The sequence below is a fragment of the Kineococcus terrestris genome (assembly GCF_041020755.1).
Lineage (GTDB): Bacteria > Actinomycetota > Actinomycetes > Actinomycetales > Kineococcaceae > Kineococcus > Kineococcus terrestris.
Genome location: NZ_JBEUEI010000034.1, coordinates 12,942 through 29,728, shown reverse-complemented (window position 1 = coordinate 29,728; position 16,787 = coordinate 12,942). Strand labels below are relative to the sequence as shown.

The following is a 16,787-nucleotide window of genomic DNA, read 5'->3' as shown; positions in this document are numbered from 1 at the left end:
CGGGCATGAGCCCGTACGTGAACCCGTCAGGCGGCTTCGACCGGGACTCCCGGTACATCACGACGCGGATCACCGCGGACGGCCGCGACGGTTACCCCGTCGAACCGGGCCGCTACCGGCTCGTCGTCAGCCGCGCGTGCCCGTGGGCGAACCGGGCGATCATCGTCCGGCGGCTGCTGGGCCTGGAGCCGGTGCTGTCGATGGCGGTGGCCGGCCCCACGCACGACGAGCGCAGCTGGACGTTCGACCTCGACGAGGGCGGCCGCGACCCGGTGCTGGGCTACGAGCGCCTGCAGGAGGCGTTCTTCGCCCGCTTCCCCGACTACGACCGCGGCATCACCGTCCCGGCGATCGTCGACGTCCCCAGCGGGCAGGTCGTCACGAACGACTTCCCGCAGATGACGATCGACCTGTCGCTGGAGTGGACCGAGCACCACCGCGAGGGCGCGCCGCAGCTGTACCCCGAGCACCTGCGCGCCGAGATCGACGAGGTCGACGCGCACGTCTTCCGCGACGTGAACAACGGCGTCTACAAGTGCGGTTTCGCCGGGACGCAGGAGGCGTACGAGAAGGCCTACGACCGCCTGTTCTCCCGCCTCGACCGGTTGTCCGAGCGGCTGTCGCACCAGCGCTACCTCGTGGGCGACACCATCACCGAGGCGGACGTGCGGCTGTTCACGACGCTGGCGCGCTTCGACCCGGTCTACCACGGGCACTTCAAGTGCAACCGGCACAAGCTGTCCGAGATGCCGGTGCTGTCGGCGTACTTCCGCGACCTGTACCAGACGCCGGGGTTCGGCGACACGATCGACGTCGACCACATCAAGCGGCACTACTACGAGGTCCACCGCGACATCAACCCGACGGGGATCGTCCCGGCCGGCCCGGACCTGTCGGGCTGGCTGGAACCGCACGGGCGCGAGGAGCTCGGCGGGCGCCCGTTCGGCGACGGCACCCCGCCGCCGCCGCCGGTGCCCGAGGAGGTCGTCCCCGCCGAGCACCAGCCGCAGGCCGCCTGAGGGACCGACCGGGCGTCAGCGCGTGGCGCTGACGGTCGCCGAACCCAGCACGCGGGTGCCGTCGTAGACCGCGACGGTCTGCCCCGGCGCGACGCCCGTCAGCGGTGAGCGCAGCACCACCTCGAGCCCGTCGCCGGCCGTCGCCTCCACCACGGCCGGCACGGGCTCGCCGTGCGCGCGCACCTGCACGTGGACCTCGACCGGGCCGGCGGGCCGCGGCGCGCTCCACACCGCGTCGGTGGCGGACAGCCCGTCCACCCGCAGCGCCTCGGCGGGGCCGACGACGACGGTGCGGCGCACCGGCTCGATGGACAGGACGTACCGGGGCCGGCCGTCGGGCGCGGGCCGGGTCAGGCCCAGGCCCCTGCGCTGGCCGACGGTGAACCCGTACGTGCCGGTGTGGGTGCCCAGCACCGCCCCGTCGGCGTCGACGACCTGGCCGGGTTCCTCGCCCAGCCGGTCGGCGAGGAAGCCGCGGGTGTCGCCGTCGGGGATGAAGCAGATGTCGTGGCTGTCGGGCTTGGCCGCCACCGGCAGCCCGCGCGCGGCGGCCTCCGCGCGCACCCGCTCCTTGGACGGGGCGTCGCCCAGGGGGAACATCGCGTGCGCGACCTGGTCGGTGTCCAGCACGGCGAGCACGTACGACTGGTCCTTGGCGTCGTCGGCGGCGCGGTGCAGCTCCGGGCCGCGCGGGCCGGGCAGCACGCGCGCGTAGTGGCCCGTGCAGACCGCGTCGAAGCCGAGGGCGATCCCCTTGTCCAGCAGCGCCGCGAACTTGATCCGCTCGTTGCAGCGCACGCACGGGTTGGGGGTGCGCCCGGCGGCGTACTCGGCGACGAAGTCCTCCACGACGTCGGCGACGAAGTCCTCCGACAGGTCCCACACGTAGAACGGGATGCCCAGCAGGTCCGCGGCCCGCCGCGCGTCGAGGGCGTCCTCGATGGTGCAGCAGCCGCGCGAGCCGGTCCGCAGGGTGCCCGGCGAGCGGTTCAGCGCCATGTGCACGCCGACGACGTCGTGCCCGGCCTCGACCGCGCGGGCGGCGGCCACCGCCGAGTCCACCCCGCCGCTCATCGCGGCCAGCACGCGCATCAGGACGCCACCGCGGCCGGACGGCGCCGCCCGGCGCGCGAGGACCCGGCCGCGGCGCGGCGGGCGCGCTCCACGGCCGGACCCACGGCGGCCAGCGCGGCGTCGACGTCCTCCTGCGTGGACGACCAGCCGAGGGAGAAGCGCAGCGCCCCGCGCGCCTGCTCGGCCGGCACGCCCATCGCCAGCAGGACGTGGCTGGGCTGCGGCACCCCCGCCTGGCACGCCGAGCCCGTGGAGCACTCCACCCCGGCGGCGTCCAGCAGGTACAGCAGCGAGTCGCCCTCGCAGCCGTCGATCGTCACGTGCGCGTTGCCCGGCAGCCGGTCGGTCAGCGACCCGCGCACCCGCACGCCGTCCACGCGCTCGGCCAGCCCGGCCAGCAGCCGGTCGCGCAGGCCCGCCACGCGCTCGCGCTCGGCGTCCTGGCCGCTCAGCGCCGCCCGCAGGGCCGCGGCCGTCGCGGCGGCGGCCGGTGCCGACAGCGTGCCCGAGCGGGCGCCCAGCTCCTGCCCGCCGCCGTGCAGCAGCGGCACCAGCGGCGTGCCGCGCCGCAGCAGCAGCGCCCCGGCCCCCACCGGCCCGCCGAACTTGTGCGCCGACAGCGACAGCGCGTCCACGCCCGCGGCCGCGAAGTCCACCGGCAGGTGCCCCACGGCCTGCACGGCGTCGGTGTGCACGGGCACGCCCGCCGCGCGCGCCAGCGCCGCGACCTCGGCCACCGGCTGCACGGTCCCCACCTCGTTGTTGGCCCACATCACCGAGACGAGGGCGACCTCCTCGGGGGCCTGCGCCAGCTCCGCGGCCAGCGCGTCCAGGTCGGTGCGGCCGGCGGCGTCCACGGGCAGCAGGCGCACGTCGGCGCCCTCGTGCTCGCGCAGGTGCTCGGCCGGGTCCAGGACGGCGTGGTGCTCGGCCGCGCTGACCAGGACGCGGCGCCGGCGCGGGTCCTGCGCCCGGCGCGCCCACCACAGGCCCTTGACGGCCAGGTTGTCGGCCTCGGTGCCCCCGGAGGTCCACACCAGCTCCCCCGCGCGCGCGCCCAGAGCGGCGGCGACCTCCTCGCGGGCCTCCTCCACGGCGCTGCGGGCGCGCCGGCCCGCCGAGTGCAGCGACGAGGGGTTGCCCACCAGCCCCGCCCGCTCGGTCCAGGCCGCCACGGCCTCGGGCCGGGTGGGCGCCGTCGACGCGTGGTCCAGGTAGGCCGTCCGCACGTCTCGAGTGTAAGAGCGGGGGCGAGGTCGGGCAGACTGCGGCGGGTGCCAGCACCGTCCCCGCCGACGCGCCCCGCCAGGCCCCACCCGCTGGGCGTGAGCCCGCGCAGCGCCGAGGAGGGCGGCGGCGCCGACGTCGCCGTCCTGGCCGCGCACGCCGACCGCGTGGAGGTGTGCGTCTTCACCGCCGACGGCCGCGAGAGCCGCACCGCGCTGCCCGACGTCGAGCACGGTGTCTGGTACGGGCACGTGCCGGAGCTGGCGGTCGGCTCGCGCTACGGCCTGCGCGCGCACGGGCGCTGGGACCCCGAGCGCGGTCTGCGGCACAACCCCGCCAAGCTGCTGCTGGACCCGTGGGCGCGCGGCCTGGACGGGGAGGTGGCGCTGCGCCCGGAGGTGTTCGGGCACGCCGTCGACGACGACCTGCGCGGCGACCTCGCCGTGCCCGACCCGCGCGACAGCGCCCCGCACGTGCCGCGCTCGGTCGTCCTCGGACCGCTGCCGCGGCACCTGCGCCCCACCCCCGGCGAGCGCCCGCGCGTGCCGTGGGCGGACACGGTCGTCTACGAGGCGCACGTGCGCGGCCTGACGCAGCAGCACCCCGAGGTGCCCGAGGACGAGCGCGGCACGTACGCGGCGCTGGCCCACCCGGCGGTCGTGGAGCACCTGCGCTCCCTGGGCGTCACCACCCTGGAGCTGCTGCCGGTGCACGCCAGCACCTCCGAGGTGGCGCTGCGCCGGCGCGGGCTGAGCAACTACTGGGGCTACAACACGCTGGCGTTCAACGTCCCGCACGCCCCCTACGCCACCCGCCGCGCCCGCGCCGCCGGCCCGGAGGGGGTGCGCGAGGAGTTCCGCCGCGCCGTGCGCTCGCTGCACGCGGCGGGCGTCGAGGTGCTGCTGGACGTCGTCTACAACCACACGTGCGAGGAGGGCCCGGACGGCCCGCACCTGTCCTTCCGCGGGCTGGACGACGCCACGTACTACCTGCGCGACGCGGGCGGGCGGCCCCTGGACGTCACCGGCTGCGGCAACTCGCTGGACTTCACCGACCCGCGGGTCGTGCAGTTCACCCTGGACTCGCTGCGGTACTGGGTGGACGAGCTGGGCGTCGACGGGTTCCGCTTCGACCTCATGACGACGCTGGCGCGCGGGCGCGACGGGTTCACCCCCGACCACCCGTTCCTCGTGGCGCTGGCCGCCGACCCGGTGCTGGCCGACGTCAAGCTCGTGGCCGAGCCGTGGGACGTCGGCCCCTCCGGCTGGCGCACCGGGCAGTTCCCCGCCCCCGTGCACGAGTGGAACGACCGCTTCCGCGACGGGGTGCGCCGCTTCTGGCTGACCGACGCGCGCGACACCGCCCTCGGGCACGGCGCGCCGGCGATGGGCGGGCGGGGGCTGCGGGAGCTGGCGACCCGCTTCGCCGGCTCGGCCGACACGTTCGACGTGCGGCGCGGGCGGCTGACGAGCGTGAACTTCGTGACGGCCCACGACGGGTTCACCCTGGCCGACCTGGTCTCCTACGACCGCAAGCACAACGAGGCCAACGGCGAGGGCAACCGCGACGGCAGCGACTCCGACACCAGCTACAACCACGGCGTCGAGGGCGACACCTCCGACCCGGGGGTGCTGGAGGCGCGCCGGCGCAGCGTGCGCAACCTCATGGCGACCCTCGTCCTGTCGAGCGGGGTGCCGATGCTCACCGCCGGCGACGAGTTCGGCCGCTCGCAGGGCGGCAACAACAACGCCTACTGCCAGGACGGGCCGGTGTCCTGGATCGACTGGGACCTCGCGCCCTGGCAGCGGGAGCTGCTGGAGGACACCCGCGCGCTGCTGGAGCTGCGCCGGCGCTACCCCGTGCTGCGCACGGCGGGGGTGCTGCGCGGGCACCCGGTGCGCGAGCAGCGCTCGGACCTGCTGTGGTTCGCCGAGGACGGGGAGCCGATGAGCGTGGACCGCTGGCACGAGGGCGAGCGGCGCGTGCTGCAGGTGCTGGTGGACGGCCGCGACCGCGGCGAGGCGTCGGTCCTCGTCGTCCTCAACGGCGGCGACCGCCAGCGCGACGTCGTCGTGCCCGAGGTGGAGGGCCTGCCGCGCTACCTGCCGCGGTGGAGCTCGGCGCCGGACCGCCGCCGGCGCGCCGCGCCCGCGGGCCGGGCGCTGCGCGTGGCGCCGTGGACCGTGCGCGTCCTGGCCTCCCGCTGACGGGGCCGGCGGTGACGGACCCCCGACGGCCCCGGCGCCGCGTCGTGCTCCTGCCGGGCGCCGGCTGCGACGCCGGGCAGTGGTCCGCGGTGGCGGCGGCCCTGGCCGGTGAGCACGACGTCGAGGCGCGCGACCTGCCCGGTCACCACGGCGCGCCGCCGCCGCCCGGGCCGGTGTCGCTGGAGGCCGTCGCGGCGCACCTGGCTGGTGCTCTGGCGGACGGCCCGGCCGGGGCTCCGGCGGACGGGCCCGCGGAGCCGGCCGTCCTCGTGGGCCACAGCACCGGCGGGGTCGTCGCCCTGGTGGTGGCCGCCCGCTGCCCCGAGCTGGTCGCGGGGCTGGTGCTCGTGGACTCCAACGTGCCCGTCACCGCGGACGCGCTGGCCGCCAAGCGCGCCCGCGCCGACGCGGTGCGCTCCGAGCCGTGGCCGGACGTGCTCGTGGCGTCGATGCGCGCCGCCTGGGGCGAGCGCGAGCCGCAGCGGCGCGAGGAGGTCGTCGCGGGCATCGCCGCCACCCCCGAGGAGGTGCTGCGGCCGCTGTGGACCGACGTCCTGGAGCTGGACCCGCGGCCGCTGCTGGCGGCCGTGCGCGCGCCGCTGCTGCACCTGCGCACCACCCGCGACGTCGACGCCGCCGCGCTGGCGGCGCTGAACCCGCGCGCCCGCTCGGTGGACCTGCGGCACCTCGCGGCCGGGCACTGGCCGCACCTGCTGGAACCGGACGCCGTCACCGCCCGGCTGCGCGCCTTCCTGCCGGCGACCGGGCCCGCTGCCGGGGTGGTCGCGTGAGCCCGCGACCGCCCGCCCGCACGCTGCTCCGGCCCGCGCTGTGGGCGCTGGCCGGGTTCGTCGCGGCGCTCCTGGGCGGGACGGTGCTGGGCCTGGGCGGCGGCGAGGCCGCGCTGGTGGCCCTCGTCGTGGCCGTCCTCGTCCTGCTCGTCGAGCTCGCCCTCGACGCCACGCGGCGCAACGCCCGGCGCGGCCCGGGCCGCTGACACCGGCCCTTGACAGCGCCCGCGCCCGGGTCGACCCTCGCTGCCACCCACCGGGGGAGGCGTCGTGAGCCGTGCTGACCGGGCCCTGCTGGACGAGCTGCTGCGTACCGAGCGCCGCGCGCTGCTGGAGCAGCTGGAGGACCTCGACGAGGCGGCGTGGGCCGTGCCGTCGCTGTGCGAGGGGTGGACCGTGCTGCACGTCACCGCGCACCTGGCGTGGGCGCCGGTGGCACGACCGGGAGCCGTCCTGCGCGGCCTGGCCGCCGCGGGGTTCGACCCGAACCGGCTCAACCGCCGCACGGCCGCGGCCTGGGCCGCCCGGGGCCGGGCGGCCGTCCTCGCCCAGCTGCGCGAGGACGCCGCCACGCTGGCCTCCCCGCCCGGGGTCCCCCGGGCGGCGGCGGTCCTCGAGGCCGTCCTGCACGGGCTCGACGTGCGGCGGCCGCTGGACCTGGAGCACCGGACGGACCCCCGCGCGCTGCGCACCGCCGCGGACGTCCTGGTGCGCACGCGCTGGCCGCTGAACGTCACCGTGGGCGGCAGCGCGGGCGCCCGGGTGCGCGGGCACCGCCTCGTGGCCGAGGACGCCGGCTGGGAGCACGGGCGGGGACCGGAGGTGCGCGGCAGCGGCGAGGCGCTCCTGCTGCTGCTCAGCGGGCGCCCGGTCGGCCCGGACGAGCTGTCCGGCCCCGGTGCCGCGGACGTGCGCCGGGGCCCGCGCCGCTGAGGCGGGCGCTCAGCCGGTGACGAGGCGGTCGCGGCCGGAGCGCTTGGCCGCCAGCATGGCGGCGTCGGCCGCGGCGAGCGCCGCCGCGAGGTCGCCGCGGGTGGCCGAGCCGACCGACACCCGCACCCGCAGACCCGGCGCGACCTCGTCCCACGCCAGGCGGCGCACGGCCTCCAGCACCCGCCGCGCCGCCGGCCCGGCACCGGCGGGGTCGGCCAGGACGACGACGAACTCGTCGCCGCCGTAGCGCAGCGGCACGTCGGCGCCCCGGCACGCGCCGCGCACGACGTCGGCCAGCCGGCGCAGGACGGCGTCGCCGACCGCGTGGGAGAAGGTGTCGTTGACGGCCTTGAAGTCGTCGACGTCGACGAACAGCACGGCGGCCGCGTCCCCGGCGGCGGGTGCGGCGGCGCGCTCGCGCAGGCGCTGCAGCTCGCGCCGGTTGCCCAGGCCCGTCAGCGGGTCGGTGCGCAGCTCGCGGGAGGCGCGGGCCGCCTCCTCGTCCAGCGCGCGCAGCCGGACGCGGTCGGTGAGCGCCTCGAACCGGGACTCGCGGTCGCGCCACAGCCGCGCGGTCGAGGCGCGGGCCAGCTGCCGCCAGGCCGCCACGACCGGGGCGGGCACGGCCGCCGCGGCGCTCTCCACCTCGGCCAGCGCCTCGTGGCCCAGCGCCTCCCACAGCTCGCGGTCCTCGTGCACGCGCACGGCGGCGACCTCCGCGAGGACCGCCCGGGCGCGCTCCGGCTCCCCCGCCCGGGCCAGCACCACCGCCAGGGCGAGCCGGGCCGCCCGCAGCTCCACCAGCCCGTCGCGCACCCCGCCGCCGGCCAGGGCCTCCCGCACGCGGGCCAGGGCCAGTCCGTCCTCGCCGAGGCGGTGCAGCAGGAAGCCCTCCAGCGCGAGCGCGCGGCGGGCCATCGCGGCGTCACCGACGTCGCGGGCGGCGGCCGCGAGCGCGGCGACGTCGCTGAGGGCGGCCAGGTGCTGGGCGCGGGCGGCGGCCGGGTCGCCGCTGAGGGCCAGGCAGCAACCCCACAGGGTGCGGTTGACGGCCACCGCGCGCAGGACGGCCGTGCGGGCCACGTCGAGCCAGGGCGAACGGCGCACCTGCTCCAGCAGCTCCTGGCACAGCTCGAACAGCAGCAGCGAGCGGAACGCCGTGGCCGTGGAGAAGGCCGCCGACATGCCGTTGTAGCTGCGGCCGGGGTCGGCGGCCAGGGCGTGCGCCTGCGCGAGGGCGTCCGTGGCGGCCGACGTGCGCCCCAGCGCCAGGCGCGCGTCGGCCAGCAGGGCGAGGGTCTTGGCCCGCCAGGCGCTCTCCTGCTCGGGCAGGCGGTCCAGGAGGGCCTGCGCCTCCGCGGCCGCGCCGGAGGGGTCGAGCACCTCCAGCAGGCACGCCGCGGTCGTGAAGGACAGGTAGCGCACGGTCGTCTCGTCGCCGGCGGCGGTGCACAGCGCGACGCCCTCGCGGCAGGCGCGCAGCGCCGCGTCCCAGGACCCGGCGAGGTACTGGGCGAAGGCCAGCTCGGCCAGCAGGTCGTAGGGACCGAACTCCTCGCGGCGGGCGAGGACCGCGGCGGGGGGCCGTCGCGCCGCGGGCACCGCGGGGACCTCGGGCACGACGGGAGCCTCCGGGCGGGCGCGGGACGGGCGTGGAACGGGCGCTGCGGCGGGCGCGGGTGAGCGCGACCGCCGCGGCGACCCTAACCGCGCGCGGTGCCGCGGCGGGGCGTTTCCGCCCAGCTCGCGCCCCGACGGCACCCGGCGGCTGCCCAGCCGCCTCCCAGGCACCGCCGGTGCGCGGCGTGCGCCACCGCCCCGGTCAGCGGCGCCCCGCGTCCGGGCCCCAGCGGGCCAGGACCAGCGTCTCGACGATGGTGACCAGCGTGTAGAGCAGGATCGAGGTGAACGTGACGACGACGACGATCGCCCACAGCTTGGAGTACTGGACCTGCGAGTTGGCCCGGAAGATCTCCGCGCCCAGGCCCCGGCCGCTGAAGAGCCACTCGTAGAGCATCGCGCCGATCACCGCGCCCGGCACGGAGATCCGCACCGCGGCGAACAGGTTCGGCAGCGCGCTGGGCACCGCCACCTTCCGCAGCGCCGTCCAGCGCGTCCCGCCGTTCACCCGGACCAGGTCCACGGCCTGCGGCGAGGCCGAGCGCAGCCCGAGCGCCAGGTTCACCAGCACCGGGAAGAACACGACGACCCCGCCGATGGCGGCGGCGCCCGCCGCCCCGCGGCCGAAGACGATCCCGATGAGCGGCGCCATCGCCACCAGCGGCACCGACCGCAGCAGCATGGCCAGCGGCATGAAGGCGAACTCCAGCGGCCGGAACAGCGTGAACAGCGAGGCGACGGCCACGGCCGCGACGAGGCCGGCCGCGAAGCCGATCCCCGCGTTGCCGAGCGTCACCAGGAGCAGGCCGGCCAGCTCCGCCCGGTGGGCGGCGGCGTCCTCGGCGGTGACCAGGTAGGCGTGGACGTCCAGGGGCCGCTTGCCGACGAACGGGTCGACGTCCAGCAGCGCCAGCAGCGCGTACCAGGCCAGGACGAGGACGACGGTGGACACGACGAGCGTGAGCACCGAGATCCCGACCCGCCGCGCCACCGACCCCGCCACGGAACCCGCGCTGCGGTCCTCGTGCGCCGGGCCGGCGCCCGCCGCGGGGCGGGCGGCCGTGCTGGTGCTGGTGCTGGTGCTCGCCATCAGGAGACCCCTCCCGCGCGCTGCCCGGTCGAGGACCAGGGGGTGACGAGCCGGGCCACGAGCCCGACGAGCAGGTAGCCGGCACCGGCCACGAGGCCGGAGACGATGGCCAGCGCCCACAACTGCGAGTACCGCAGCTGCGTCTGCGCGGCGGTGATGAGCAGGCCGAGGCCCGAGTCCACCCCGCCGAAGTACTCGCCCAGGACCGCGCCGAGGAACGCCGCGGGCGCGGCGAGCTTCAGCGCCGCGAAGACGTTGGGCAGCGCGGCGACGGCGCGGACCTTGACCAGCTGCGTCCAGCGGGTGCCTCCGTAGGCGCGGACGACGTCCAGGGCGGTGCGATCGGCGGCGCGCAGGCCGAGCAGGCAGCCGACGACCGAGGTGAACACGACGCTGAGGGCCGCCAGGAACACCGAGGTCGTGCGCGAGCCCGGTTCGGAGACGATGAGGACGATCGGCCCGACGGCGGTCATCGGCACGCAGTAGGAGATGACGGCCACCTGCGTGGCCGCCCCCTCGGAGGCGGGGACGAGCAGGACGACGACGGCCAGCGCGAACGCGGCCAGGTTGCCCCACAGGTACCCCTGCACCGCGGACCACGTCGTCACCGACAGGTTGGCCCAGTAGACGCCCGGGCCGTCCGAGACGACCCGGCCCACGACCGCCCACGGCGTCGGGACGATGCCGCTGGCGCGGAACACCGTCAGGGCCAGGACCGTCCAGACCACGAGGACGACCACCGCGCCGACGACCCCGCCCGACCAGGGGGGCAGGTCGCGCAGGCCGCGGCGCGCGGCCGGCACCGCCGCGGGCGGGGCCTGCCGGGCCGCCGCGCCCAGGCTCGTGGTGCTCACCGCTCCTGCTCCGGCCCGCCGGCGCCGCCGCCGAACAGCAGTTCCGAGAGCCGGTCGTGGTACGCGTGGAACTCCGGGGTGCGCACCAGGTCGGGCGTCCGGGGCCGGGGCAGGTCGATCTCGACGACCTCCACGACCCGCCCGGGGCGCGGGCTCATCACCGCCACGACGTCGGACAGGAACACCGCCTCCGCGATCCCGTGGGTCACCATCAGCGTGGTCGCCGGCTTCTCGGTCCAGATGCGCAGCAGCTCCACGTTCATCCGCTGGCGGGTCATGTCGTCCAGCGCGCCGAACGGCTCGTCCAGCAGCATCACGCTGGGCTGCACGACGAGGCAGCGGGCGATGGACACCCGCTGGCGCATGCCGCCCGACAGCTGCGCGGGCTTGGCCTTCTCGAAACCCCGCAGGCCGACGAGGTCGACGAGGTCGCTCACCAGCCCCCGGTCGGGGCGGACCCCGGCGACCTCCAGCGGCAGGCGGATGTTGCTCTCCACCGTGCGCCACGGCAGCAGGGCGGAGTCCTGGAACGCGATCCCCAGCTCGTGCTGCCGCTGCAGCTCCCGGGTGGTGAGGCCGTTGACCAGCGCGGTCCCGCTGGTCGGCTCCTCCAGGCCGGCGAGGATCCGCAGGACCGTCGACTTGCCGCAGCCCGAGGGCCCCAGCAGGGACAGGAAGGCGTTCTTGCGCGTCCCCAGGTGCGTCTCGTCGAGGGCCTGCACGGTCTTGCGGCCCAGCGTGAACCGCTTGCTCAGGCCCTGCAGGTGGAAACCGGTGGCGGCCGCGGGGTGCAGCGACGGCGTCGTGGTGGCCGACGGCGCCCGCGGCGCCGGGGCGGGCGCCGCGGCGGCACCCGCGGTGGCGGTGACGTCAGCGGCGGTGGTGTCGTGGGACACGGTCGGGCCCCTCTCGCGCGGGCGGGTGGGTGTGCGGGTGGGTGGTGGACGGCGGGCTGTCCCAGCCCGTGGTTCAGCCCGTGATGAGGCCCGGGTCCTCGGCGTAGACCTCCTCCAGCAGGGTGAGGTCGAACAGCTGCTCGGCCGCGATGTCCGTGCCGATGACGGCGAGGGCCTCGACGTTCTCCTGGACCAGCTCCTCGGTCATCGTGAACAGGCCGTTGGCGCGGGTGTCGTCGGTGACGACGAGCTCGTTCTGCGCCTCGGCCTCGGCCGTCTGCTCCTCCAGCTCCAGGTCCAGGTCGGCGCCGTAGACCTCGACGGCCAGGCGCGCGGACTCGGCCGGGTCGGCGACGGCGTCGGTCCAGCCGCGGACCTCCGCGCGCAGGAACGCCTTGAGCATGTCCCGCTGCTCGTCGATGGTCGACTGCAGGACCGTGAACGTCTCGGCGACGAACGGCAGGCCCTGCTCGGCGAACCCGAGGGTCACCGGGGTCAGGCCCTGCCCGGCCAGCAGGATCGGCTCGTTGGTCAGGTACGCCATGAACGCGTCGACCTCGCCGGAGGCCACGACCGACGGGTCGTACTGCACCGGAACGATCGTGAAGGTGGACGGGTCGACGCCGTTGGCGGTGCAGAACCCCGCGAAGATCTGCTCGTTGCCGCCGGTCTGGACGCCGATGCGCTTGCCGGCCAGGTCCTCGACCGTGCGGACGGGGGTGCGCTCCTCCACCGAGACCAGGCAGAAGGGGTTCAGCTGGAACGTCGCGCCGATGATCTTCAGGGGGGCGCCCTCGTTGACGATCGCGGGGGCCGTCAGCGTCGGGGCGGACAGGCCGACCTGCGCGCGCCGGGACAGCACCATCGCCTCCGCGGCGGTGCCGGCGGCACCGCCGGCGAGCAGGTCCACCGTCCCGAACCCCTCCTCCGCGTAGTAGCCCCGCTCGATGGCGAAGTACTCCCCCGCGAACTCGATGTTCTTGATCCAGGACAGCTGGACGGCGATGTCGCCGAAACCCTCCGCGCCGCCCGAGCCGCTGCCCGAGGTCCCCGCGGCCCCCGACTCCTCCCCGCAGGCGGCCAGCGCGGCCACGCCCAGGGCACCCAGCCCCACACCGCGCAGCAGGGAGCGGCGGCTGGCCGGCAGCGCGAGCCGCGCCGGGACGGCGGTGCGGGTGCGGGGTGCGGGTGCGTTCACGGGGCGGCTCCGGAGGTGGGAGGTGTGCGGGCGCGGGGCGCGCGGACGGGCCGGACGGACCGGCTCCCGGTACTGAACCAGCCGCGCGCGGCGGCGGCGTTCCAGCCGTGTGAACGCCGTGTTTCCCCCGCACCGGCCGACCTCCCGCGCGGCGGACCCCGGCCGCCGTCACACAGAGGAAACACGGGTGTGCTCTGCTGCGGACCGGCTGGTCCGCGCGGCGCGCGCCGCAGAGCGAGAGGTGGTCCGCGGTGCGACGCATGCACCTGGGAGTCTTCGAGGTGGCCGCGCCCCAGGTGGGCGGGACCCTCAGCTGGTCGCACCCGTGGAGCGACTCGGTGCACCACCGGGAGGTGGAGCACTGGGTCGGCGTGGCGCAGCTGCTGGAGGCCGCCGGGTTCGACTTCCTGTTCTTCGCCGACGGCTACGGCTACCCCAGCGTCGACGGCGACCTGCCCGACGCCGCGGTGCGGGGCGGGCTGAACTTCTCCGGGCTCGACCCGATGCTGCTGGTCCCCGCGCTCGCCCGCGCCACCGAGCGGCTGGGGTTCGTCGTCACCGCCTCCACCGGCGTCGACCACCCCGTGGCGATGGCGCGCCGCTTCGCCACGCTGGACCACCTGACGGGCGGGCGGATCGGCTGGAACGTCGTCACCGGAGCGTCGCAGGACACCGTCGCCGCCCTGTTCGGGCACGAGACGATGACCGCGCACGACACCCGCTACGAGATCGCCGAGGAGCACGTCGAGCTGTGCCGGCGCCTGTGGGAGGACTGCTGGGAGGACGGCGCCCTCGTCGAGGACAAGGCGGCCGGGGTCTTCGCCGACCCGCGGCGGCTGCACCGGGTCGAGCACCGGGGCACCCACTTCCGCACCTCCGGGTACTTCACGGTGCCGCCGTCGCCGCAGCGCACCCCGGTCCTGTTCCAGGCCGGCTCGTCCGATCGCGGCCGCGCGTTCGCCGCCCGGCACGCCGAGTGCGTGTTCCTGCAGGGGACGACGCCCGCCCACGCGGCCCGCAACGTGGCGGACATCCGCGGGCGCGCCGCCGCGCTCGGGCGCGACCCGGCGTCGGTGCGGGTCCTCGTCGGGGCCACGGTCACGGTCGCCGAGACGTCGGCGGCGGCCTCGGAGCGGCGGGCCGAGTTCGAGGCGATGCAGACCGACGAGGTGGCCGCGGTGGTCTACGCCGGGAACACCGGCATCGACCTCACCGCCCTGGACCCCGACCAGCCGCTGGACCGGGCCCTGGCCGGGGCCGGCAGCTCGCGCGTGGGCCAGATGGGGCAGAGCAACATCGACCGGTTCCGGCGCCCCGACGGCACCACCCCGCTGGTGCGGGAGGTCCTGGCCGAGCTGCGCGGCCGGGGCACGCGCGGTTTCACCGTGGTCGGCGACCCGGGCGAGGTGGCCGACCAGCTCGAGGAGCTCGTCGAGGTCACGGACGTGGACGGTTTCCTGCTGGAGGCCGTGTTCTCCCCGGCCGACCACCGGCTGTTCTGCGACCTCGTCGTCCCCGAGCTGCGCCGCCGCGGGCGGCTGCCGGCGCCCGGCGCGCTGCCCGGCCCGACCCTGCGCCAGCGTCTCGGCTCCCCCGGCCCGCGGTTGCCCGGCGGCCGCCGCGACCGCGACCGCGTCGACGGCCCCGCGCCGGTCGCGTGAGAACCTGACCCACCGACCACGCCCCCACCACCACGCCGCGGGCCCCGCCCGCACCCGGACACCCGGAGATCCCGTGCGCGCCCTCGCCGACCTGCCCAAGGCCCACCTGCACGTCCACCTCGAGGGGGCGATGCGCCCCTCGACCCTCGCCGACCTCGCGGCCGAGGCCGGGGCGCCGGAACCCCCGGTCCGCGGTTTCACCTCGTTCTCCGAGTTCGTCGCGATGTACGACGGCGCCGTCCGCCTCGTGCGCACCGAGGCGCACCTGCGCCGGCTGGTGCGCGAGGTCGTCGAGGACGCCGCGCGCGACGGGGCGGTGTGGGTGGAGCCGCAGGGCAACCCGGTGCCCTACGCCGGGGCGCTCGGCGGCCCGGAGGCGGTCCTGGAGGCCGTGCTGGACGAGGGGCGCGCGACGGCGGCGCGGCTCGGGATCGGGTTCGGGTGGATGGCGTGCGGGCTGCGCCACCAGCCGCCCGAGGACGCCGAGGAGCTGGCCCGCCTCGCGGTCCGCTACGCCGGCGAGGGCGTGGTCTCCTTCGGCCTGGCCGCGGACGAGTCGCTGTTCCCCCCGGCGCCCTTCGAGCGCGCCTTCGCGATCGCCCGCGAGGGCGGGCTGCTCGCGGCACCGCACGCGGGTGAGCTGCTGGGACCGGACAGCGTCCGCGACGCCCTCGACCTGCTGGGCGCCCGGCGCGTGCAGCACGGGGTGCGGGCCGTGGAGGACCCGGCCCTGGTCGAGCGGCTGGCCGCCGAGGGGGTCGTCCTGGACGTGTGCCCGACCTCCAACGTCGAGCTGGCCGTGGTTCCCGAGATCGGCCGGCACCCGCTGCCCGCGCTGCTGGAGGCGGGTGTGCGCTGCTCCCTCAACGGCGACGACCCGCTGCTGTTCGGGCCGGGGCTGCTGGAGGAGTACGAGACGGCCCGCACCGCGCTGGGCCTGGACGACGAGCAGCTCGCCGCGTGCGCGACGGCGTCCCTGGAGGGGGCGGCGGCCCCGGAGGGGTTCGCCGCCGCCCACACGGCCCGCGTGCGGGAGTGGCTCGCCGCCTGAGGAGGCGCGCCGCCGCGGGTCAGCCTCCGGCGACCAGCACCAGCAGCGAGCGGTCCTCACCGCGCGGCGCCAGCACGCACAGGCCGACGGGCAGCCCGCCGGCCCTGCCCGCGGGCAGGCCGACCGCGGGCACCCCCGTCTGCGAGGCCAGGGTCGTCAGCGGGAGCGTCCCGGCGCGCACGGCCTCGAGCAGCTCCGGTGGCGCGCCGACCGGCGGCGCGGGGGTCGCGGTGCTCGGCAGGCACAGCCACCCGTCCTCCAGCACCGCGTCCAGGCGGGCGCGGGTGCGCTCGACGACCGCCCGCGCCGCGGCGAGCTGCGCGGCGCCGGTGCGCTCGCCCGCCCGGAACCGCGCCTCGACCGCCGGGGACAGGGCGCCGGGCTCGGCGGTGACGAACGCGCCGTGCGCGGCCCACGCCTCGGCGGCCTGCGCGGTGCGGAAGGCGGCCGCCCACTCCCCGGCCTCGTCGGCGGTGACGTCGTCGCCGACGTCGCGCACGGGCAGGCCCGTCCGCTCGGCCAGCGCCGCCAGCGCCGCCTCGACCGCCCGCGCCGTGGCGGGCTCGGCCAGCCCGAGCAGGGTGCGGCTGCGCAGCAGGGCCGCCGGGCGCCGCGCGGGCGCGGACGCACCGGGCAGCAGCACCCGCGCCGCCGCGGCGAGCAGCCCCGCGTCGCGGGCCAGGAGCCCCACCGTGTCGAAGGAGGGGGCCAGCGGCAGCACGCCGGTGGTGTCGACGGCGCCGTGGGTGGGCCGCCAGGCGTGCAGGCCGCACCAGGAGCCGGGCACGCGCAGCGACCCGGCCGTGTCGGTGCCCAGGCCGAGGTCGGCGGCGCCGCCGGCCACCGCCGCGGCGCAGCCGGAGGAGGAGCCGCCGGGGACCCGGCCGGGCGCGGCCGGGTTGGGCGGGGTGCCGTGGTGGGCGTTGACGCCCAGCAGGGAGAAGGCCAGCTCGTCGGTGCGGGCGAGCCCGGCGACGACGGCGCCGGCGTCCAGCAGCGCCTGCAGCGCGGGGGCGCTGGCCGCGGCGGGCAGGGCCCGCTCCAGCCAGCGGGGCACCCCGGCGCCGGTGCGCTGCCCCGCCACGGCGACGACGTCCTTGACCGCCACGCGGACACCGGCCAGCGGCCCCGTCCCGCTGCCCGCGGGCAGGGGCACCGCGCCGTCC

The 16,787-nt window shown here is 77.3% G+C and carries 15 protein-coding genes; 7 read left to right on the top strand and 8 right to left on the bottom strand.

Annotation, left to right across the window (positions count from 1 at the left end):
• The first annotated feature begins 5 nt into the window (after nucleotides 1-5).
• Nucleotides 6-1,019 (top strand): glutathione S-transferase family protein, encoded by a 1,014-nt coding sequence (locus AB8M62_RS16950; RefSeq protein ID WP_369056436.1) that lies wholly within the window; start codon nucleotides 6-8, stop codon nucleotides 1,017-1,019.
• 15 nt (nucleotides 1,020-1,034) lie between these two features.
• Here the strand turns inward: AB8M62_RS16950 and mnmA are convergent, their stop codons facing one another.
• A complete protein-coding gene (gene mnmA / locus AB8M62_RS16945; protein WP_369070300.1) occupies nucleotides 1,035-2,111 on the bottom strand; it encodes a tRNA 2-thiouridine(34) synthase MnmA in 1,077 nt (358 codons plus the stop codon).
• Nucleotides 2,111-3,322: a cysteine desulfurase family protein gene (locus AB8M62_RS16940; RefSeq protein WP_369056438.1), complete on the bottom strand. Its 1,212-nt coding sequence runs from the start codon at nucleotides 3,320-3,322 to the stop codon at nucleotides 2,111-2,113. Before AB8M62_RS16940 ends, mnmA begins: the two co-directional genes overlap by 1 nt.
• Between AB8M62_RS16940 and glgX the strand changes: the two genes are divergently transcribed.
• From glgX to AB8M62_RS16920, 4 genes are all read left to right on the top strand, one after another.
• The gene (gene glgX / locus AB8M62_RS16935; RefSeq protein WP_373694978.1) at nucleotides 3,215-5,527 is read left to right on the top strand and encodes a glycogen debranching protein GlgX; all 2,313 of its coding nucleotides are present in this window, start codon (nucleotides 3,215-3,217) and stop codon (nucleotides 5,525-5,527) included. The two genes, AB8M62_RS16940 and glgX, sit on opposite strands and share 108 nt — an antisense overlap.
• 11 nt (nucleotides 5,528-5,538) lie before the next feature.
• On the top strand, nucleotides 5,539-6,318 hold the full coding sequence (locus AB8M62_RS16930; protein WP_369070299.1) for an alpha/beta fold hydrolase: 780 nt from the start codon (nucleotides 5,539-5,541) through the stop codon (nucleotides 6,316-6,318).
• Nucleotides 6,315-6,524 (top strand): hypothetical protein, encoded by a 210-nt coding sequence (locus AB8M62_RS16925; RefSeq protein ID WP_369070298.1) that lies wholly within the window; start codon nucleotides 6,315-6,317, stop codon nucleotides 6,522-6,524. Before AB8M62_RS16930 ends, AB8M62_RS16925 begins: the two co-directional genes overlap by 4 nt.
• A gap of 64 nt (nucleotides 6,525-6,588) precedes the next feature.
• Nucleotides 6,589-7,251 carry a maleylpyruvate isomerase family mycothiol-dependent enzyme gene (locus AB8M62_RS16920; RefSeq protein ID WP_369070297.1) on the top strand — a complete coding sequence of 221 codons (663 nt, stop codon included), beginning with the start codon at nucleotides 6,589-6,591 and terminating at the stop codon, nucleotides 7,249-7,251.
• A 9-nt stretch (nucleotides 7,252-7,260) separates the two neighbouring features.
• Here the strand turns inward: AB8M62_RS16920 and AB8M62_RS16915 are convergent, their stop codons facing one another.
• From AB8M62_RS16915 to AB8M62_RS16895, 5 genes are all read right to left on the bottom strand, one after another.
• Nucleotides 7,261-8,871, bottom strand: a complete 1,611-nt coding sequence (locus AB8M62_RS16915; protein ID WP_369070296.1) for a diguanylate cyclase — start codon at nucleotides 8,869-8,871, stop codon at nucleotides 7,261-7,263.
• 202 nt (nucleotides 8,872-9,073) lie between these two features.
• Nucleotides 9,074-9,961: an ABC transporter permease gene (locus tag AB8M62_RS16910; RefSeq protein ID WP_369070295.1), complete on the bottom strand. Its 888-nt coding sequence runs from the start codon at nucleotides 9,959-9,961 to the stop codon at nucleotides 9,074-9,076.
• Nucleotides 9,961-10,815, bottom strand: coding sequence for an ABC transporter permease (locus AB8M62_RS16905; RefSeq protein ID WP_369070294.1), 855 nt, complete (start codon nucleotides 10,813-10,815; stop codon nucleotides 9,961-9,963). Before AB8M62_RS16905 ends, AB8M62_RS16910 begins: the two co-directional genes overlap by 1 nt.
• The gene (locus AB8M62_RS16900; protein WP_373694982.1) at nucleotides 10,812-11,609 is read right to left on the bottom strand and encodes an ABC transporter ATP-binding protein; all 798 of its coding nucleotides are present in this window, start codon (nucleotides 11,607-11,609) and stop codon (nucleotides 10,812-10,814) included. The genes AB8M62_RS16905 and AB8M62_RS16900 overlap by 4 nt, the downstream gene beginning before the upstream one ends.
• Before the next feature lie 175 nt (nucleotides 11,610-11,784).
• On the bottom strand, nucleotides 11,785-12,909 hold the full coding sequence (locus AB8M62_RS16895; protein WP_369070293.1) for an ABC transporter substrate-binding protein: 1,125 nt from the start codon (nucleotides 12,907-12,909) through the stop codon (nucleotides 11,785-11,787).
• Nucleotides 12,910-13,169: 260 nt separating this feature from the next.
• Between AB8M62_RS16895 and AB8M62_RS16890 the strand changes: the two genes are divergently transcribed.
• Nucleotides 13,170-14,570 carry an NtaA/DmoA family FMN-dependent monooxygenase gene (locus tag AB8M62_RS16890; RefSeq protein WP_369070306.1) on the top strand — a complete coding sequence of 467 codons (1,401 nt, stop codon included), beginning with the start codon at nucleotides 13,170-13,172 and terminating at the stop codon, nucleotides 14,568-14,570.
• Nucleotides 14,571-14,643: 73 nt separating this feature from the next.
• Nucleotides 14,644-15,621 (top strand): adenosine deaminase, encoded by a 978-nt coding sequence (gene add / locus AB8M62_RS16885; RefSeq protein ID WP_369053820.1) that lies wholly within the window; start codon nucleotides 14,644-14,646, stop codon nucleotides 15,619-15,621.
• 19 nt (nucleotides 15,622-15,640) lie between these two features.
• On the opposite strand, the gene AB8M62_RS16880 is transcribed toward add, so the two are convergent.
• Nucleotides 15,641-16,777 carry an amidase family protein gene (locus tag AB8M62_RS16880; protein ID WP_369070291.1) on the bottom strand — a complete coding sequence of 379 codons (1,137 nt, stop codon included), beginning with the start codon at nucleotides 16,775-16,777 and terminating at the stop codon, nucleotides 15,641-15,643.
• Between the last annotated feature and the right edge of the window lie 10 nt (nucleotides 16,778-16,787).